Origin of the sequence: Dorea sp. AGR2135 (assembly GCF_000420885.1) — a bacterium.
Lineage (GTDB): Bacteria > Bacillota > Clostridia > Lachnospirales > Lachnospiraceae > Dorea > Dorea formicigenerans.
Window position 1 is genome coordinate 1 of sequence record NZ_ATVU01000042.1, and the last position, 20,108, is coordinate 20,108.

20 protein-coding genes and 4 pseudogenes are annotated in these 20,108 nt (G+C 36.0%); 19 read left to right on the forward strand and 5 right to left on the reverse strand.

Translation table 11 applies throughout. The annotated features are described in order from the left end of the window. Positions 1-372: 372 nt before the first annotated feature. The 5 genes from G593_RS0116665 (at position 373) to G593_RS0116685 (ending at position 4,678) form a co-directional block, all read left to right on the forward strand. On the forward strand, positions 373-1,071 hold the full coding sequence (locus tag G593_RS0116665; protein ID WP_029732421.1) for a response regulator transcription factor: 699 nt from the start codon (positions 373-375) through the stop codon (positions 1,069-1,071). Beyond that, on the forward strand, positions 1,016-2,359 hold the full coding sequence (locus G593_RS0116670) for a sensor histidine kinase (protein ID WP_155961863.1): 1,344 nt from the start codon (positions 1,016-1,018) through the stop codon (positions 2,357-2,359). The genes G593_RS0116665 and G593_RS0116670 overlap by 56 nt, the downstream gene beginning before the upstream one ends. Before the next feature lie 93 nt (positions 2,360-2,452). Continuing rightward, positions 2,453-2,965 carry a hypothetical protein gene (locus G593_RS18855; protein WP_049946511.1) on the forward strand — a complete coding sequence of 171 codons (513 nt, stop codon included), beginning with the start codon at positions 2,453-2,455 and terminating at the stop codon, positions 2,963-2,965. Between the two features lie 24 nt (positions 2,966-2,989). Continuing rightward, complete coding sequence (locus G593_RS0116680; RefSeq protein WP_029732424.1) at positions 2,990-3,529, forward strand: hypothetical protein; 540 nt, start codon at positions 2,990-2,992, stop codon at positions 3,527-3,529. 228 nt (positions 3,530-3,757) lie between these two features. After that, positions 3,758-4,678, forward strand: coding sequence for an ATP-binding protein (locus G593_RS0116685; RefSeq protein WP_242827126.1), 921 nt, complete (start codon positions 3,758-3,760; stop codon positions 4,676-4,678). 615 nt (positions 4,679-5,293) lie between these two features. On the opposite strand, the pseudogene G593_RS21620 reads toward G593_RS0116685, so the two are convergent. Then, a pseudogene (locus tag G593_RS21620) lies at positions 5,294-6,093 on the reverse strand (transposase). A gap of 108 nt (positions 6,094-6,201) precedes the next feature. Here G593_RS21620 and G593_RS0116705 point away from each other — a divergent pair. Then, on the forward strand, positions 6,202-6,555 hold the full coding sequence (locus tag G593_RS0116705) for a hypothetical protein (RefSeq protein ID WP_005342472.1): 354 nt from the start codon (positions 6,202-6,204) through the stop codon (positions 6,553-6,555). A 17-nt stretch (positions 6,556-6,572) separates the two neighbouring features. Beyond that, positions 6,573-7,022, forward strand: coding sequence for a hypothetical protein (locus tag G593_RS21025; RefSeq protein WP_029732427.1), 450 nt, complete (start codon positions 6,573-6,575; stop codon positions 7,020-7,022). Positions 7,023-7,033: 11 nt separating this feature from the next. Here the strand turns inward: G593_RS21025 and G593_RS21805 are convergent. The 3 genes and pseudogenes from G593_RS21805 to G593_RS0116720 all read right to left on the reverse strand — a co-directional run. Beyond that, a pseudogene (locus tag G593_RS21805) lies at positions 7,034-7,189 on the reverse strand (hypothetical protein); the annotation flags it as partial. A gap of 68 nt (positions 7,190-7,257) precedes the next feature. Then, positions 7,258-7,944: a helix-turn-helix domain-containing protein gene (locus G593_RS0116715; protein ID WP_029732428.1), complete on the reverse strand. Its 687-nt coding sequence runs from the start codon at positions 7,942-7,944 to the stop codon at positions 7,258-7,260. Then, a complete protein-coding gene (locus G593_RS0116720) occupies positions 7,928-8,620 on the reverse strand; it encodes a hypothetical protein (RefSeq protein WP_029732429.1) in 693 nt (230 codons plus the stop codon). The genes G593_RS0116715 and G593_RS0116720 overlap by 17 nt, the downstream gene beginning before the upstream one ends. Positions 8,621-8,737: 117 nt before the next feature. On the opposite strand from G593_RS0116720, the pseudogene G593_RS21810 reads away from it, so the two are divergent. The 7 genes and pseudogenes from G593_RS21810 to G593_RS0116760 all read left to right on the forward strand — a co-directional run. Beyond that, a pseudogene (locus G593_RS21810) lies at positions 8,738-8,971 on the forward strand (lytic transglycosylase); the annotation flags it as partial. Positions 8,972-9,090: 119 nt separating this feature from the next. Further along, entirely contained in the window at positions 9,091-10,233 is a 1,143-nt protein-coding gene (locus G593_RS0116735; RefSeq protein WP_029732430.1) for an ABC transporter ATP-binding protein, read from the forward strand. Positions 10,234-10,235: 2 nt separating this feature from the next. Further along, entirely contained in the window at positions 10,236-11,099 is an 864-nt protein-coding gene (locus G593_RS0116740) for a carbohydrate ABC transporter permease (protein ID WP_004074538.1), read from the forward strand. After that, on the forward strand, positions 11,099-12,016 hold the full coding sequence (locus tag G593_RS0116745; RefSeq protein WP_005342464.1) for a carbohydrate ABC transporter permease: 918 nt from the start codon (positions 11,099-11,101) through the stop codon (positions 12,014-12,016). The genes G593_RS0116740 and G593_RS0116745 overlap by 1 nt, the downstream gene beginning before the upstream one ends. 98 nt (positions 12,017-12,114) lie before the next feature. After that, complete coding sequence (locus tag G593_RS0116750; protein WP_029732431.1) at positions 12,115-13,494, forward strand: ABC transporter substrate-binding protein; 1,380 nt, start codon at positions 12,115-12,117, stop codon at positions 13,492-13,494. Between the two features lie 131 nt (positions 13,495-13,625). Then, positions 13,626-14,363 (forward strand): glycerophosphodiester phosphodiesterase, encoded by a 738-nt coding sequence (locus G593_RS0116755; protein WP_005342461.1) that lies wholly within the window; start codon positions 13,626-13,628, stop codon positions 14,361-14,363. Continuing rightward, complete coding sequence (locus G593_RS0116760; protein WP_005342458.1) at positions 14,364-15,167, forward strand: HAD-IIA family hydrolase; 804 nt, start codon at positions 14,364-14,366, stop codon at positions 15,165-15,167. It abuts the gene before it with no gap. Here G593_RS0116760 and G593_RS21815 read toward each other — a convergent pair. After that, positions 15,157-15,453, reverse strand: a pseudogene (locus tag G593_RS21815) (IS4 family transposase); the annotation flags it as partial. The gene G593_RS0116760 and the pseudogene G593_RS21815 sit on opposite strands and share 11 nt — an antisense overlap. Before the next feature lie 941 nt (positions 15,454-16,394). Here G593_RS21815 and tnpA point away from each other — a divergent pair. The 5 genes from tnpA (at position 16,395) to G593_RS0116785 (ending at position 19,914) form a co-directional block, all read left to right on the forward strand. After that, positions 16,395-16,730, forward strand: coding sequence for an IS66 family insertion sequence element accessory protein TnpA (gene tnpA / locus G593_RS0116765; RefSeq protein WP_005342456.1), 336 nt, complete (start codon positions 16,395-16,397; stop codon positions 16,728-16,730). Beyond that, positions 16,724-17,023 carry an IS66 family insertion sequence element accessory protein TnpB gene (gene tnpB, locus G593_RS18860; RefSeq protein ID WP_005342455.1) on the forward strand — a complete coding sequence of 100 codons (300 nt, stop codon included), beginning with the start codon at positions 16,724-16,726 and terminating at the stop codon, positions 17,021-17,023. Before tnpA ends, tnpB begins: the two co-directional genes overlap by 7 nt. Before the next feature lie 716 nt (positions 17,024-17,739). Next, positions 17,740-18,267, forward strand: a complete 528-nt coding sequence (locus G593_RS0116775; protein ID WP_044994720.1) for a reverse transcriptase domain-containing protein — start codon at positions 17,740-17,742, stop codon at positions 18,265-18,267. Next, complete coding sequence (locus tag G593_RS0116780; RefSeq protein WP_029732433.1) at positions 18,252-19,028, forward strand: ParA family protein; 777 nt, start codon at positions 18,252-18,254, stop codon at positions 19,026-19,028. Before G593_RS0116775 ends, G593_RS0116780 begins: the two co-directional genes overlap by 16 nt. Next, the gene (locus tag G593_RS0116785; protein WP_029732434.1) at positions 19,018-19,914 is read left to right on the forward strand and encodes a ParB/RepB/Spo0J family partition protein; all 897 of its coding nucleotides are present in this window, start codon (positions 19,018-19,020) and stop codon (positions 19,912-19,914) included. Before G593_RS0116780 ends, G593_RS0116785 begins: the two co-directional genes overlap by 11 nt. Positions 19,915-20,108 lie beyond the last annotated feature (194 nt).

The window sequence follows — 20,108 nt, forward strand, 5'->3', positions numbered from 1 at the left end:
GATTGTATGGTCGGTAAGACCACGGAGAGAAATCATCTCTCTGTAAGAATTAAAATATTTGTCCATAATGAACCTCCTAAAATAAATGATGTTTGTAATAAAAAAAGTAAAAACAAACACCTAAAGGGAGGCGGACGAATAAAAAAATCAGATATGTAATTGTTAAGAATAAAAAAACATGATAACATAAGCATAGCAGTTCTTTTGTGTGTAATTGTTTGAGTGTGGTAACTTAACAATATAACATATACAAAAAAACTGCTACTTTTATTTTTGAAAAAAAAGTGGCGACCTTATTGTACGTAACGCTAGCCATCGCGCCAGCGATTTGGTACAATAGTGCAAGCCATAATATGAAAGGATTGATTAGAGGTGGAAAAATACAAAATTTTGGTTGTTGATGATGATAAGGAAATTAGAAATGCGGTAATAAACTTACTGAGTAGTGAAAATTATATGGTAATAGGAGCAACATCAGCTAATGATGCGTTGTCAATATTGGATGAAACATACAGTTTGGTGATTTTAGATATTATGATGCCTGAAAAGGATGGGGTAAGTACTTGCATTGATATTCGGAAAAAATATTATATGCCAATTTTATTTTTGACGGCAAAAAATACAGAAGACGATAAACATATAAGTCTCTCAGTAGGTGGTGATGACTTTCTTGAAAAACCTTTTTCAAAAGTTGAGTTGTTAGCAAGAGTATCATCATTGATAAGAAGATATCGCATTTATCAAAATGATTCTCAAGATTGCGATGAAAAATATGTTTATATAAAAGATCTAAAAATTGATAAACAGACAGCTCGGGTATTTAAAGAAAAGGAAGAGATCCTGTTAACCAATATTGAATATAAGTTGCTGATGCTTTTGGTGAATAATCCAAATAAAATTTTTACTTTAGAAAACATTTATGAAAGTATATGGAATGAAAGGTATGATTATTCCGTAAATGCGTTAATTATGGTTCATATTAGAAATTTAAGAAAAAAGTTAGGCGATACATCTCGTGGAACAAAGTATATTAAAAATATTTGGGGACGGGGGTATTGTATTGAGAAATAAAAGAACAACGTTAAGAAAAGAGTTAGTACTGTTATGTTTTATAGCTTTTGCGATTTCTTTTAGTGTTTATAAAATTGGAAGCAATTTAGCAGCACATACTATTTCAAAATATTATAATACAGAAAAGCATATTCAATATTTAGAAAAGAAATATATACAGGAATTGCAAGAATATATACAGGAAAATAATATCTTTCTTGATGACTTATCATTAGTGGATGACTGGATTTTTGGGAAAGATGATGTTTATATAAAATTATTTTATAAAGGAAATCTTATATATGACACATTGTATGGCATAACAGATTATTCGGAAGTTCCCACTGAAAAAATCCAAAATTATTCTGAAATAGATTTTTACCCACTAAAAGTTGAAGATAAGGAAATTAAAGCTGTTATTTTTTGTTATGACTTTGTGGTAGAAAATTATTGTAAGAATGTTATTTTGATTTTTTCTTTTCTTTTGTTTTTGGCTATTCTCTTATGCGGTGTCAAAAAGAAAATAAATTATCTTGCAATTATGTCGAATGAAATCAAAAAATTGACAGAAGACTTGAATACCAAGATCACATTAAAAGGAAATGATGAAATTTATCAAGTTGCACAGGGGATTGACGAGTTGCGTAAATCTATTATTTCAGAAATAGAACAAGAGAAAGAAGCATACAATTCCAATATTGCTTTAGTTACAACCTTATCGCATGATATAAAGACTCCTTTAACTTCTGTTATAAGCTATATAGAATTAGTATCCGAAAAAATTAAAGATGATGAACAGTCTTTAGAATTCCTAAATATTGCTTTATCAAAAGCTATGTATTTAAGGCGCTTAACAAAAGAATTATTTGAACATTTCTTGTTAAAGTCACAGGCGTATAATATTACCTTTGAGAAAGTAAATGCAAATGAATTAGTAGTACAGATGGTAGAAGAAAATTTGCTAGATTTAGAGGCAAAAGGGGTTTCAGTTGTACGCAATATTAAAGATATTACTTCTACTTTAAGCGTCAATATTGAGTTAGTGTATAGTGTTTTTGAGAACATTTTTTCTAATCTTTATAAGTATGCTGATTTGAAGCAATGTATAAAAGTACAATACCAGATAACAAAAGAATATTTGGAAATATCTATTGAGAATACAAAAAATTGTAAGAAAAATACCAATGAATTATCTACTCAAATAGGACTTCGTAATTCAAAAGCTATTATGGAAAGGCATTCTGGCAATTTGGAAATTATAGATGCAAAGGACACTTTTAAAGTAATTTTACGTTTTCCAGTGATATGAAATTTAGATTTCTTTAGATTTTTTTAGTAAGAAAATTTATTTTTCTTTATTACAATATTTTCATAAGAACAACTTATGAAAGAGAGGAAAATCATGAAGAAATCTTACAAAGTATTGAGTTGCGTATTGGCATCATCTCTGATGTTATCCAATACAATTCCAGCTATGGCGGCTGAAAATGGGGATGTAGAAACTGTATCAAATGTAACACAAACAGCTAGTATACAAGTGGATGATAGTGGGATCACTATTAACGGGGTGTATTATACACCGAAAGAATTCGAGGAATTATTAGATACAGCAGAGCCAATAGATACCCCAAAACCACGTGTTAAAACACGTTCAGCGGCAATTGCAGGAGCAGCGGCAGGAGCATATTTTATTCCAGGAGTAGGAGAAGTTTTGATTGCAGCAACAGGGGCAGTCATTGTTGGTGGTGTTGCAATAACAGCGGGTAATTGGGCATATAAGAAAATCGTTTCTTATTTTAAAGAACATACAAAAAATAAAAGAAAAAGTACCCATAATAAACATACAAAGCCTCGTCCGGGAAGAAATACGGAAAAAAAGAAAGACCCCAAAAAGGGATGGAAGCCAAGGAACTAATATAAATTTATGGGAGATGATGACATGAATTTTGATACATATAAAATAAAAGATGAATTATTAGAAATTTATAGTGACAGTGAAGAAAATTTTAGTGTTGGTAAAATGTTATCGAAAAGTAATGATAGCGTTCTTTTTAGATCCTATGACGAACAAGGGAAAAATGATGGTTTGCATTTTGTAAAAAGTAGCTATATTAGTGAAGTAAAATCAAATACACAGTATTTAAGAAAAATGCAATTATATTTAGAATACTGGGAAAAAATGGAAGATGGCGATTTAATTAATCCATTCAAGAAACATCCAACATTATCTGATTTATTACTATATGCTGTAAGAAATAATAAAATAGTTACGGTTTCCAGCAGTACTAAACCAGATGAATTGCTTACTGGTTATATAGAAACGTGTGATGGCGGTAAAATAAAATTGAATTGTGTGGATATGGAAACTGCTTGTATTTATGAGCATATAACACTATCTGAAAGTGATATTTTTTACTTAGAGATTGACAGTTTAGATAATGAACTACTGAAATATGCTAATGAGAAAATAGATGCTTAAATAATAATTCATCAGCAGAAGATACGGGAAATTATTGTATCTTCTGCTGTAACATTGTTTATGTTAATAGTTGTATTGAGGTAAATAAAAATAGTGGCTACATTTTGGCTACAAAAACATTATGGACGAAGTGGATTGTGCGGATAATCAATCATAAAACACACATAAAACGAACTAATAATACACTTTATAAGCGTTCGTACGAATGTAAAAGACGAGGTAGATACATTGGAATTTTCAAGGCTTGTATTAGATGGAAAAAATATTAGCTTCGAAGAATTACCTTGTAAAGATCAGGAGCTATCTTTTAAAATTTTACAGTGTAAACTGAAAGAAAATATTTACATTGAAACTTTCAATCAAGATACTTTAAAGACATTGAACCTGTATGACAATATAAATGGTTATAATAATGCAGCGGGACTTTTGGCAGATAAAAATCATTTTTCAGGAATTGATATTGTTAAGTTCGGTGAGAATATCAGTATTATTCAAAAAAGAGTAACGTTTGAACATATATCGGTTTTAGAAATATATGAAAAAGCACTTGCTGTATTTAGAGATTATTACCAATATGAAGTAATACAGGGGGCTGACAGAAAGATGGTAGAGAAAATACCGGAAGTAGCTTTCAGAGAAGCAATTGCAAATGCTTTGATTCATAGGGTATGGGATATTAATTCACACATCAGAGTTTTTATGTTTGATGATAGAATAGAAGTAGTGTCTCCTGGTGGATTGCCGGCTGGAATAACGGCAGAAGAATATTTATCAGGTAAACTATCTATTTTAAGAAATAGAAATCTTGCAAATGTATTTTACAGACTGGGATTGGTAGAGAGATTTGGAACAGGAATTACACGAATCAAACAACTGTATGCAGAGAGTTTGATAAAACCAGAATTTGAAGTGTCAGAAAATGCTATAAAAATTGTACTACCGATATTTGAAACGAATGTCAATTTAACCGAAGACGAAAAAGTGATTTACAAATTTTTAAGTAAGACGATGCTGAAACCAATAAGTGAAATTGCACCATATGTCCCATTTGGCAAATCAAAAACAACACAATTACTGAAAGCTATGGAGAAAAAGGGTGTGATTGCAGTTGAAGGAAAAGGCAGAGGAACAAAATATATCATTAAGTGATTGAGAACATAGAGAGTTCAAATTACACAATCTTTCAATAACACAAGGAGAAAATCATATGATAAAAATTTTATTTTTATGTCATGGCAATGTTTAAGGGACGGGGCAAAAGCCTTGATTCTATTGGGCTTCTTGGATGGAAACGTAGAATTTACACCTTATTTACACCTTTGGAAGATCGGATCGGTAGTCAAGACGTAAAGAAAACAGAATAATCAAAATTCTTGAGGATTTGCAAACTAATTAAGAATCAATCGTGAGAGGTGTGTGTTCAGAATTCTGGGTACATATCAGATGGTTGGTTCTTTTTAAATGCCCGCTTTTAGTGGATTAGAATATGATATGTAGATGGATTAATATGCTGACTTGAAAAAGTAAATTCCAGTGCAAGAGTAAATTCCATCACGTTTTAAATTTTGCCGAAATTACGAGAGATTTTTGCTTGAAATCTCTCGTTTTCTGTTATAATTAATGTAACTCATCGAAATTTTCTAGATTTCAAGGCATGCTAAATGGGCTACTGGAATTTGGTGTGCTAGACTAAATTCCACCAGCCACATTCGAAAAATGTGAAAAGTTTACATCCAGTCTGACAGCAGATTTCGATTAGTTTTATTAACGGTTAAAGCGTATCATCTTAGGCGTCAGATTGACTTCATCGGGTGCAATCAGCTTAAGCTGAAATGCTTTTAAGATATCTTCTCCAAGTGTTTCTAAAGCAGCTTCATATGGCGTTTTCCCACCAAGACTCTCTCGTGGAGTGGAATTGATATGATTTACAATGAGATTCACATCCCATTGCGTCAAAAACTCAAAAGAAGTACCTTTAGGCAAAACCATACGAAGCATTGTATGTGCTTGTTCTAAGGCTCCTTTTTGTCCACTGCGCATGGGATCACAATAATAGATACTGCTTCTTTGGATACCATGAATTCCTGTTTCCAAACTTTCAGAATCCTCGAATTCTGAACCTCTATCGGTCAATATATTTTCAAAAACAGAGAGAAATTCATATGTGCTTAATCATTTCTCTAAACGATCAAATATAAGTCTTACCGCTCCCTTAGTACAACGATTAAGTAAAAAGGCAAGAAACAACTTTTCCTGTGTGAAAAACAATGTTAAGAGAGTCTTGTTTGATTCTCTTGAAGAATGTACTGTATCCATTTCTACAAAGCATTGGTCTTCTTGCAGTGGTAACGATGAATGCAAAAGTTCTTTGAATTATAGAATGTGCCTTTGTGATACCAATCTGAAATTCGGTGAGCACGGACCTCTTTGGATATGGTCGTTGGATCTTTGCATAGAAAAGCAGCAATGTCTTTAAAAGATGTTCCTTTTGCTAATTCGTTTTCGATGTAAATGCGGTCATTTAATGTTAAGTGTTTCTGATTTCCTGGTATATATTTACTCATGATAATTCTCCTTCTACTGCTGTCAGAAGGTATATTAGTTTAGGCTTTACACATAATGTCACAAAGAGATTAGCAACATTTGGTTAAATCGAAAAGGAAGAAACTACATTGGCATTAAAAGCTCTTGAAGAAGAATACGCGGGAAAGTGTTATATGTGGCCTGCAAAGAATAAAGATGGATTGTTCGAAGGTACCTATGAATTGTATGGACAGAGGTTTATTTCTTATTTAAAAATTGATCAGAGAGATGATAAACGTTTTACAGTAATTAGCATTGCATTTGTTCAACCAGACAGATTGATTACACAAAAAGAAATAGCGTATGAGATTCCCTATGGTGTACAAATTGGAGGTGGTGTAAGAATTCATTACAAGGCAGAGATTAATGCGCAGATATTAAGTGAAGAGGTATTGGATCACGAAGCAGATTATATTAGTCATCGTGATGAAGATATGCATTAGAAGGATATAACAGGAAAATGGAAGAATATTCTAGAGTTAGATTAGAAAAGAAAAAGATAAATCAGGAAAAATCTATATTAACATATCACAACTTAAAAATTAACGAAGAGGATGCTTCGCTAGAAATTCAGATTAATACAGATAAAGCCTATGAGTTGAATTATACTTCTGATGACATGCTTCAAATGACAACAAAAAAGAAAACTCATCATTATATTGATGTTGGACACATGAGAGAGTTTTCGGACGGGCGAATGATAATCGACATGACCCCACAAGTTGATTATTCTAATATTGATTCTTCTGGTGAAATCTCTATCAGTATGAGAATGGCGGAGATTGCTCTTGACAGACAACGTAAGGCATTAGAGAGTATTCTGTATAAGGAAAATGTTAATCCTGAAATAAGTGATATTATCTTACGACAAATCCGCAGAATCCGTTTATCATTAAAGGGCATTTCATAATTTACAGCCAGTTCATCACGGATCCGTCGGTATCCCATATCTGGATGGAGGTGATGAATCTCTTTGATCAAATCTACAATCTGTTCATTTTTGCGCTCTCTTTCACTCTTCGGATACCTCAGCCAATGGTAATAGGCAGAACGTCTGATCCCAAGGCAGCGACACATTTGTCTGACCGGATATCCTTTTGTTTCAGCCAGTTCCCTGACGGCCTGATATTCACATGATTTATGTATTAGAGAAAACGATGCCCCCTTTCTAATTCCCTTACTTTTTTTAACAGGTCATTCTCCATTTGTAGATCTTTGTTCTTTCGTTCCAGTTCTGCTATGCGATCCCGCAGTTCTTCTTCCGGTGTACGGATTGGTTGAGATCCGGCACACTTTCCCCGTCGGTCCTCCAGTCCTGCACTCCCCATCTTTTCGTAGCGGTTTACCCAATTTCGTACCTGCTGATAAGAACAATTATATTTCAGAGCCATTGCCCCGTAATTCCGATTATGTGAAAGGCAGTCTTTTACTACGGCAATCCGTGCTTCCAATGTTGTTTTTCTGGCTTTCTTCATGGTGCTACCTCCGGTAAGTTCTTTTAATTCCTTACCTTCATTATACACCTTAATCCAACTCATAAGCTGAACATGCTGCCGGATTCCAAATCTTGCACATATTTCATCCAAAGAACCTTCCCCAGAAAGATAGGATTGTACAGCCTTCAACTTCAAGTCTTTTGGATATTTCTTGTTCGTTTTCGGTGTTAATAATCCTTGCGGACCTTCTGTCTTATAGATCCGGATCCAGTCCTGGACACTCCGTTTGTTCACACCGCATACTTTGGCAGCACCTTTTTGACTAATTTCTCCATTCAGATACTGCTCTACAATTTTTACTTTCTTCAGTGCATCAATTTTACTTTTTCTGGACATAAAATACCCCCAAGTAGGTTTTTTTATATTTTAGTGTCCTACTTGAGGGTATCATATCAAGTGTTTGAAACTGCTTGGCGGTTTCCTCGTCCATCGGAAGAAGCTGCCCAATCTGTCCGGCAATCATAGCAGTTACATCGTCCATAGAAAGCGGCTCCTGCTGGTGGTCTTTCATGGTTTCCTGCATGGTTTGGAACATATCGGCGGTCACAGCTTCTCCCGGCTGTTCTCCGTTGTCCATATCTTTCTTAATATCTCGCAGGATAGCAAGAAATACATTCTTGATTTTTTCAATCTCCGCTTCATGTTCTCCCATCTTCTGTGCGTTCAGAAGTTGCAAATCCTGTCTTGCTTCTGCCCGATGTTCCGGGTGTTCTTTCATCAGATCGGACAGGGAAGCTGTTGCCAGTTCAATTAGCTGGTTTCTTGCCATGATACCCTTTGTCGCTGTGTCTTGAAAATAAATCCGTATCAAATCCATCAGTTTCGGGAAGTTCCTGTGTTCCAACAGACGGTTGAGGATTTGCACATCGACTGTACCTGTCACAAACCCTCTCACAGCTCCCTCGGACAATCCTAATTCAGAAATATCATAGCTTTTACGGACACTCAAAGTGGACAAACCCAATATGTAGTCCGTTGATTCCTGATCTGTTAGTTCATAACGTCTTGACATAATATCAGCCCCTTTTTCTTTATTTTATCATGAAAGAAGGGCTATAAACAAATATTTTGTACACTTTTTAATTTTCAAACACGCTCTAGAAAGTTATAGAAGATGGGAGGTGTGTGATTGAAAGATATCAAAGAAAAAGTGCGGGATCAAAGTCCGAAGACCCGAAATCCAGCCTCCCGTCTTCCAAAGGAACTGGTGCGTTCTGCTATGCTGGAAACGAAAGAATAGTCCAGTATTGTGGCAGATAAGATGGGAAGAGAAACGGGAGAGGAATCCCCGGTGGAATATGCCGGAAACCGCATCCAGCGTGTGGAACAGCGGGTTGGAAAGGAAAGCGTAGATTACATTTATTTAACATATATTTCACAGAAACAAGATAGAGAGATAGACCTGAAATCTAATAAGATAACTATCGGACATTGATGAACTAAAAAAGAAAACAGTGTTTCTAACTGCGAAGGAGGAAAATAATGGCAGAAATGGTATTAAGAAATGTCTGTAAGCAATTTGATTCAGCACATTATGGGGTTAAGAATTTTAACTTGGATATTCATGATAAAGAATTTGTAATATTTGTTGGACCTTCAGGGTGCGGAAAATCAACAACACTAAGGTTGATTGCAGGCTTGGAAGAAATTACAGATGGTGAATTGTGGATAGATGGAAAGCTGTGTAATTATCTGGAACCAAGGGAAAGAGACATGTCTATGGTATTTCAGAATTATGCACTATATCCTAATATGACGGTTTATGAAAATATAGCATATTCTTTGAAAATAAGAAAAGTGCCGAAGAAGGAGATTGATAAAAGGGTAAAGGAAGTTGCAAAAATATTAGAAATTGAACCGCTTTTGAAGAGAAAACCTGTAGCATTGTCAGGAGGACAGAAACAAAGAGTTGCTATTGGAGCAGCAATTATAAGAAAACCAAAAGTATTTTTGATGGATGAACCATTATCAAATCTGGACGCAAAGTTAAGAGCCCAAATGAGAGTGGAGCTAAAGAAAATACATAATCAATTAGATACAACAATTATCTATGTAACGCATGATCAGACAGAAGCTATGACTCTCGGAACTAAAATTGTGGTTATGAAAGACGGCGAAATTCAGCAAGTGGATACACCACAGAATATTTATAGTAATCCTATTAATAAATTTGTTGCAGGTTTTGTTGGTTCACCTTCAATGAACTTTATTGCATGTGATGTTGAGGAAGAAGCAGGGAAAGTTGTTTTGATTTTTGCAATTAATAATGCAATCAAAAAGATTTATCCGAATAATCATGATGCACAGCTTATTCGAGAAAAATATATGGGAAAAAGAGTGATTCTTGGGATTCGTCCGGAAGATGTTTATGAATATGAGGAAGCAAAAAAAAGAAAAATCGATTTGAACAGTGTAGGAATTGAAGAAGAGATAGTGACCCGTGAAATGCTTGGGGCTGAGGTAATGCTATATTTTGAGGAGCAAAACAGAACACATGCAGTGAAATTAGGTCCTGAAAACAAGACTCGCATTGGAGAAAAGATACAGTTGTTTTTTGATACAGACCAGATTCATATCTTTGATATTGAAACAGATAGAAATATTTTATATAGGGAAAGGAATTAAAAATGAAGTCAGGAAAAAAAATTGAATTTGCACCATATTGCTATCTGGTGCCTAGTATGCTGATATTTGCAGTTTTTTTATTCTATCCTTTTTTTAAGACTATTTATTTAAGCTTATTTATGACGAATAAGATGGGACAGGCAAAATTATTTGTAGGACTTCAGAATTACATTGATTTACTTAATTCAAAATCATTTCAGAACAGTTTAAAAGTAACAGTTGTTTTTGTTTTGATTGTTGTAGTTGGTGGAATGTTACTAGGTTTAGTAGCTGCAGTGTTGTGTAATAAAGCATTTCCAGGAATTCGTGTGTTTAGTACTGCATATGCGCTTCCTATGGCAATTGCATCTAGTTCAGCAGCTATGATTTTTCAAATTATGCTTCACCCTACGGTAGGTATTGTGAATAAGCTTCTCGGATTAGATATTAATTGGTTGAATGACCCACGTACAGCGTTGTATTGTGTTGCGATTCTGACGGCTTGGCTTAACAGTGGAATAAATTTTCTTTACTTTTCAGCTGGTTTGGGGAATATTGATGAGACAATCTATGAGAGAGCTTCTGTAGATGGAGCAAGTGGAGTGCAACAATTTTTTCATCTGACACTCCCAGGATTGTCACCGATCATGTTTTATACAGTGGTTGTTAATATCATTCAGGCATTCCAGTCATTTGGGCAGATCAAAATTTTGACAGAAGGAGGACCAAATGAATCGACAAACGTAATTGTCTATTCAATTTATAGAGATGCGTTTTTTAATTATCGTTTTGGAAGTGCCTCTGCTCAGTCAGTTATTTTGTTTATCATTATAATGCTTGTAACACTTGTAATGTTCCGAATGGAAAGAAAAGGGGTAAATTACTAATGAATCAGATTGATAGTATGGCAATTCCAGTGGAAGGCCGTATGACAACAGAAGAATTATTTGAATTAAAAAATAAGATGAATACAAAAGCGCTTGCAAAAAGAAGGAGTAAAACAGTTTTGCGTGTCGTAGCAAATATTGTATTTGCAGTAGTTATTTTACTTCCGCTTTTGTATGCAATTAGTATTGCATTTATGCCATCAAATGAGTTGTTTACAACAGAATTGAATATTGTACCAAAGCATCCAACAGTTCAGAATTTTATTGATGCATTGAGAACAGTTCCGTTATTGCGTTTTATTGTAAACTCGTTTATAATGGCAGGTTTTATAACTGTAGGGCAGATAATTTCTTGTTCTTTGGCTGCATTTTCCTTTTCGTTTTTGGAATTTAAAGGAAAAGGGATTCTATTCGCAATAGTTATGGCAACCATGATGGTACCTGGAGAAGCAACGATTATTTCAAACTATTTGACGGTGGCAAACCTTGGAATGTTAGATACCTATCCGGTTCTGATTATTCCATATTTAACATCCGCAATGGGGATTTTCTTATTCCGTCAGTTTTATATGACATTCCCAAAATCATTGTATGAGTCTGCAAAATTAGATGGATGTACAAACCTTAAGTTTATTGTAAAAATATTAATGCCACTGACTAAGTCGGCAATAGGAGCGATGGCAGTATATACGTTTATTAATGCATGGAATATGTATATGTGGCCATTACTTGTTACAGGATCAAACAATATGCGAACAGTTCAGATTGGTATTAGTATGCTGGACAGCATCGATTCCCAGTCAATAACATTAATGATTGCAGGTGTTGTTATGATTATTATCCCGTCTATTTCAATTTTTATCGTCGGACAAAAACAGCTGATTCGCGGAATGTTTTCTGGAGCGGTAAAGGGATAACAATATTATGGTAGGAGCGGAAATGTGTAATAGAAAGAATCATTTCCGAATCTATAAATAAGTGTAACTACAAAAAAACAAAAAATAGGAGAGTAGAAATGAAGAAGAAACTAGTATCATTATTACTTACAGCAACAATGGTAATGGGCGTTTTGTCCGGATGTGGAAATGGAAAAACGTCAGTAAGCCAGACCGGTGATACTTCTACGGATGAAAAGGTAGAAATGGCAGCGGCAGATGATGTTGACGGAACAACAATTACATTCTGGCATTCTATGGGTGGCGTTAACGGACAGGCAATTGACACACTGGTAAATAAATTTAATGAAGAAAATGAATATGGTATTACAGTAAAAGCACAGTATCAGGGGGAATATGATGATTCCTTAAACAAACTGAAAAGTGCGCAGATTGGAAACATGGGTGCAGATTTGGTACAGGTATATGAAATCGGAACCAGATTTATGATTGAGTCTGGTTGGGTTGTTCCAATGCAGGAAATGGTAGATGCAGATAATTATGATGTGTCACAGATTGAACCGAATCTTGCAGCTTACTATACAATTGATGATAAGCTTTATTCTATGCCGTTCAACTCATCAACACCAATCATGTACTACAATAAGGATATGTTTGCGCAGGCTGGAATCACAGAAGTTCCAGATAGTTTGGAAGGCATTTCAAAGATTGGCGATCAGCTGATGAATCAGGGTGGTGCAAGTGAAGTAATGTCTCTTGGTATTTATGGCTGGTTTTTTGAACAGTTTGTTGGAAAGCAAGGACTGGATTATGCAAACAATGGAAATGGACGTGACGATGTCGCAACAGCCGTTGATTTTGATAAAAACGAAGCTGCAAAAAATATTTTGACAGAATGGCAGACCCTTAATCAAGAAGGATATGCACCAATTGTTGGAAAAGGTGGAGACGCAGGATTGGCAGATTTCTCAGCAGGAAAATCAGCAATCACTCTTGGTTCAACAGCATCACTGAAACAGATCCTTCAGGATGTTAATGGTAAATTTGAAGTTGGAACAGCATATTTCCCGAAAATCAAAGAGAGCGATGAAGGTGGAGTATCTATAGGTGGTGCCTCTCTGTGGGCTTTGAATAATCAGGATCCAAAGAAACTTCGTGCAACATGGGAATTTGTAAAATTCTTGATTTCACCAGAATCACAGGCTTACTGGAATGCACAGACCGGATATTTCCCAGTTACAACAGCAGCACATGAAGAGCAGACCTTCAAAGATAATATTGCACAGTATCCACAGTTTCAGACAGCAATTGATCAGTTACATGATTCTTCACCAGAATACTGTGGGGCATTATTAAGTGTTTTCCCAGAGGCAAGAGCAACTGTAGAATCTGAGATTGAGAGCATGCTTAATGGAAAAGAAAGCGTTGATGAAGCCGTAACAAATATGGCTGATACAATTAATAAATCTATTGATGATTATAATACAGTAAATAACTAATATCTGCGAAGAAGTGAGACTGTAATTACAATCGAATAAATGATAGACAGAGGATCAGGGACAAAGAAAAGTCCCTGATTCTTCCATTACTATTGATAATGATGGATTATATTAAGAAAAGAGGAAAACAAATGACAGAGATATTTGCACATAGAGGAGCAAGTGGATATGCTCCAGAAAATACGATGGATGCGTTCAAACTTGCAGTTAAACAAGGAGCAGAAGGAATAGAGTTGGATATCCAACTGTCAAAAGATGGAATTCCGGTAGTTATTCATGATGAAACAATTGATCGTGTAACAAATGGTCATGGATATGTCAAGGATTATACGTTAGAAGAGTTGAAAAACTTTACAATAATGAAAGGAAAATATCAGGAATATGAGCATTCTAAAATACCGACTTTGGAAGAAGTGCTGGTATATGCAAAAAAAGAAAACTTGACCGTAAATATAGAATTGAAAACAGGCATATATTGGTATCCTGAAATTGAAGAAAAGACAGTGGATCTTGTGAAGAAAACTAAAATGGAAGATCTAGTGATATATTCATCCTTTAATCATTACAGTATTAGGAAAATTAAAGAAATTGTATCTCAGGCAGAAACGGCCTATCTATATAGTGACGTGATTCTGCAGATTGATAAGTATGCAAAAAATGAAGGGGTTAATGGTTTACATCCCGCAGTTTATCATGTAAAGATGGCCCATTTTTTGAAAGAATATCTGCAGAGCGGATTAAAAGTGCGCGTGTGGACGGTGAATCAGGAATCGGACATGAAGATGTTAATAGATTCAGGAATTACGGCGATTATTACTAATTATCCGGATAAAGCGCGAATGATACGAGAAGAAAGTGAGAGAGGGTAGATGCTTGGAGATAAAAAATTATTTCTGTTAGATATAGATGGAACTATTTGTAAAGGAAATCAGTTGATTGGAGGTACAAAAGAATTTTTGAGTGATATTGAAAAAAATGGTGGAAAATATATATTTATTACCAATAACGCAACTCGCAGTATTGATGATTATATTCTTTTTTTTCAACAACTTGGAATTATGACAAATCACAGTAATTTCCTGACAGCATCTTATGCAACAGTATACTATCTGAAAAAATATCATCCAGGAGAATTGATTTATGTTATGGGGACAAAATCATTTATTCGAGAACTAAAGAAAAATAAAATTCGTGTTACGACAGATGGTGAGGATGAAGAGATTAGTTGTGTTTTAATTTCATATGATAATCAGCTAACTTATGAAAAAATATCTGATACATGCAGGTTGCTTAGTACGAAGAAAGTGGACTATCTTGCGACAAATCCAGATTATGTATGTCCGATTGAATTTGGATATGTGCCTGATTGTGGAGCAATTTGTGAGATGCTTAATCACGCAATAAAAAGAATGCCCCATTTTATTGGAAAACCAGAACCAGATATGGTTGAATTGGCAATAAGTCGAAATAACTATAGAAAAGAAGAGACATTAGTTGTGGGAGATCGCTTATATACAGATATGCTTTGTGGACACAATGCGAAGGTGGAAACTGCAATAGTTTTAACTGGAGAGGCGACGAAAGAAGAAGCAGAATGCTGTCCCTATGGGCCAGATTATTTGATGCAGTCAGTTGCGAGTTTGCATAAAAAATGGTTGGAAGAGATAACATAGTATAGAATAAATTAAATTTCTGCTGAGTCATTTTCATAAAACGGTAAACCGCATCCTTAGCAAAAGAAGGTGTATTTCTTCCAGAAAGAAGATTCATATACATGCTTCTATTGAAAAAAACCAACAGGAACAGATATTGAAATATTTCCACAACAGGAATGCCCTTTCTTTTATAAGCATTCACTGCTTTTAGTGCAGAAGAAACATGAAATCTGGTAAAAAATCTTCGAATAGTTTTAGAAATTTGGTTATCATTCTGAGTGTCTTGTGTTATACTTTTATTCATAGCATGAGCCTCCGGTTTTTAATTGTTTTTGAACAACTCAATTATACCAAACCAGATGGTATTCATGCTATTTTTATTCCAGGAATTATTGAATTTTCAAGGCACATACGAACTTATTCAAGTGCGAAGTTTGAGTTATTTAGATAATTTCGGAAGAACAAGCAAATTATTGTGTATATAAGAAGACATAGAAATAATGAATTGTTTGTGGTTTCAATAAAATTAATTCTACGATAAAAACATACTGTATAGACAGCTACTTTTTAAGCTCTTATCCAAAAGACATATAATATATAGGCTCGAATGGTGAAAGTGCCCATTTGGGCCTATTATTGTATAAATTCATACGTTACAACCAGAGCAAGATCAACCCGTGTAAAACAGTATTGTCATTTTGACAATTTTGTATTACTTATGAGTGGCAGACTTGATGGGGATTACGTCCCCATACCCACGTGAAAATATAATTGCTAGCAATTACATTTTAGCAGATATACAGGCATATCTGAATAAGCGTCATAGACAACAAAATAAGGAAATTTTGATAAGGCATTCACCTGGAATAGGTGAGTGTTTTTTTGTTTTCAAATATTCAATTAACCAAAAAAATTAAAAAAATTTCATTAGGGGGCCGTAAAAATGCCTCTCAGCGTTTCGTTTTATGTAAGGGTATTTTGGACAGGAAAAAATAAAAAAATTTTTATCAAGAACCTGTATTTATGCCCTTCATCTTTTGAATATGTGTAAGGACATTTTTGAGCCGTAAGCGCCAAATATTCCTGCGGATTTTCTAATCTCCTGGATTCCTCTATAATTGTAAATGAAAGATAGTTAGACTATTTCACTACAATTACGGAGGATAGGTTATGACAGCTACACGCAAAGCCCGTGTTCCGATGGCGGAACAGATCAAGCTTATCAATGAATGACGCCAAAGCGGCATGACAGATGCTGACTGGTGCCGTGAAAACGACATCGCAGTAAGCACTTTTTATAACTGGGTCAGACGCTGCAGGAAAGCAGCAGCGGATCAGATCCCAGCACCGAATTATGGTCATTGTGAGATCCCGCGTTCAAAGCAGGACGTGGTTCCCATTGACATTGTTTCGGATCACCTTCCGGAACAGCATACAGCATCGCAGATGCACCAAACGAACCTTGACAATTCACATACGATTGAAGTGTCCATGAATGATGTGACAATCCGCATCAGCAATGATGCCGATCCTATCCTGCTCACCAAGACATTCCGCCTGATCCGGGAGACCTCATGTTAGGTGATATCTCCGCCCTTGAAAAGATCTACATTGTCTGCGGCTATACGGACATGCGCAAATCGATCGATGGTCTCTGTGCCATTATCGAAGACCAGCTTAAGATGGATCCGACATCCAGTGCGCTCTTCCTGTTCTGTGGAAGAAGACGGGACAGGATCAAAGCTCTGTTCCGTGAACCGGATGGCTTTGTCCTGATCTATAAACGGTTATCTGTCCGGGGTGGATATCAATGGCCCAGGAAGCAGTCAGAAGTCCGGAATCTTTCCTGGCGGGAGTTTGACTGGCTGATGTAAGGAATTGATATCGACCAGCCCAAAGCACTCAAAGCAGAGTAAAAAACATCTGGATTCCGGTAAAAATCCTGCACAGAAAAATGGCTGATTTCCTTATAAATTCAGCGTTTTTCAGCCCTTGTTTTCCTTTAGGAATAACTGTATTTCTGGTATAATAAAGGTATCGTGCGAGCTGTGAAATCAGCGTAGCTGATTTCCACTAGCGAGCGGAAGAAATTCTGTTTGCTTTTGTAAGCTGATTGTATATAGCAGGAAAATCCTGTCGGGTAAGGTTTAGCCAACCGCCCGTACCGAGTCCTTGGAGTCGAAGCGGTAACGTGAGATTTAAGCGTAGGACAGGGAGCAACAGAGCCGAAACGAAAGTGAAGTAATTGAGCTGGGAAATTATTATGAGGTTGGAAATGGTCGATGTGTTGTTATTCACAGCAGACAACATCTATGTAGCCGATAGGGCAAGGATACATGGGCATCCCCCAGTCTGAGGGCTTGGCGAGGTTGATGATAAATATACAATACAGAACAGCTGAGATCCTGTTATCTCCTTTTTAGAGGTATGAAAATCAAACCAAAGAAATGCGATAGAGATTCAAAGGGATAACAGGAAGTCCGATACGCTCATAGTACTGAAGAAACTGCTAATCACAGTGGAGGGAAGGGGCGTACACTTTATAGCTTCAAGTAAATCTGAATCATGCAGACAAAGGAGAGCTGATATCATGGTAAATGAGTTGCTTGGAATACAATACAACATTGCGAAAGCAAATGTAACCGACAGGAAAGTTCAGAATCTTGCGTCATATATCAATGTAAGCAGTCTAAGGGCAATTCATAAAACTATGGATAAGAATAAGGCAAGCGGAATTGATAAAGTGACAAAAGAGGAATACGAACAGAACCTTGAGGAAAACCTTGAGAAGCTTGTGAAAAGAATGAAGAATGGCAGTTACCGTCCAAATCCCACAAGAAGAGTCTATATTCCAAAAGAAACGAAAGGAAAAATGAGGCCGCTTGGCATATACAGTTATGAGGATAAGCTGGTGGAGAATGCAATCGCACAGATACTGGAACAGATTTATGAGCCGAAGTTTTACAATGAAAGTTTTGGGTTCAGACCAAACAGAAGCTGTCATCAGGCGGTAAGGGAAATCATAGAAATAGTTCAGTATCGTAAAACGAATTATGTGGTGGAAGCAGATATCAGAGGGTTCTTTGATAATGTAGACCATGAATTATTTCTATTGTAAACCCAAAAGGGGGAACGAGAAAATCCGCATGTACAGCTAATTTAGCAGTAGGATTGGCACAAAAGAATATGAAAGTGTTAATCGTAGATGCAGATCCACAGTCTGATGTATCCGCAGGATTTGGATATCGAGATTGTGATGACAGTAATGAAACACTTACGGCTCTTATGGATGCAGTAATGAAAGATGAAGATATTCCTTCCGACTGTTATATCAGACATCAGGCAGAAGGAATAGACATTATCTGTTCTAATATTGGCCTGGCAGGTACAGAAGTACAGTTGGTAAATGCAATGAGCAGGGAATATGTATTGAAACAGATATTATATGGTATCAAAGATCAATATGATGCAGTCATTATTGATTGTATGCCATCATTGGGAATGATTACGATCAATGCGCTGGCTGCATCAGATGAAGTCCTCATTCCAGTTGAAGCGTCCTACCTGCCAATCAAAGGATTGCAGCAGTTGTTAAAAACGATCGGTAAGGTTCGTAAGCAGATCAATCCGAAGTTACAAGTCGGTGGGATTCTGTTCACGATGGTAGATGCTCATACGAATGATGCCAGAAATAATATGGAACTTCTCAGAAATGCATATGGAAATCAGATTCATATTTTTGATAATTATATTCCATTTTCTGTAAGAATGAAGGAAGCAGTCAGAGAAGGACAGAGTATTTTCTCTTATGAGCCGAAAGGCAAAGCAACAGAAGCTTATCGGAGAGTGACGGAGGAGGTGCTGAAAGATGCCATCTAAAAAAAGAGCAACTCCCATTTCCTTACAGCCACTTGATGCGTTGTTTGGAACAAACGAAGAGACGACCAATGGAATTAGCGAGATAGCAATAGGAAGCCTTCATCCATTTCCGAATCACCCATTTCAAGTAAAAGATGATAAGAAAATGGAAGAATTATCAGATAGCATTACACAATATGGCGTGTTGGTTCCTGGTATTGTGCGGTTGAGAGAGTCCGGTGGTTATGAGCTGGTAGCTGGCCATCGGCGAAAACGAGCGTGTGAACTTGCAGGATTAGAGAAAATGCCGGTTATCATCAAAGATCTTACGGATGATGAAGCGACGGTGATTATGGTAGATTCCAACATTCAACGAGAAGAAATGCTGATCAGCGAAAAGGCATTCGCTTATAAAATGAAATATGAGGCGTTAAAGCGTCAGGGAAAACGGTCTGATTTAACTTCTTGCCAAGTTGGCAAGAAGTTGGCGGCGGAAGAAGTCAGTCAGAATACAGGAGATAGTTCCAGACAGATTCTTCGATATATTCATCTGACAGAGTTAATCACAGAGCTTTTAGAACTGGCAGACGAGAAGAAGCTTCCCTTTAATACAGCTGTTGAAGTTTCATATTTGAGAAGTGAAGAACAACAGATATTGCTTCAGTATATGAGTAATCACAATATGGTACCATCCATGAAGCAGGCAAAGGAATTGAAGCAGATTTCAAAAGAGCAGATGTTGACGTATTCAGAGATTGACCAGATCTGTATGAATGAAAGTACTGAGAAAGTACAGGTACAGATTCCGGCGAAAAAGCTGAAACAGTATTTTCCTGAGTCATATTCTAAAGCTCAGATGAAAGAAGTGATATTTATGCTCCTGGCATCATGGGCAGAAAAACAATAATATGATATGCGAAGTTGGACAGAAGGAATGAAAAGATGATGATAGAAGATGTAATTAAAAAATCAATATTGCCACTGGCATTTATGCTATTCTGGTTCGGGATGGTATCCACCATCATGAAAGTCAGTGGACAGACAGACTTGTTCTGGTGGATATTTCTTTCCGGACTTCCATTTGGAATACATAAAATGCGG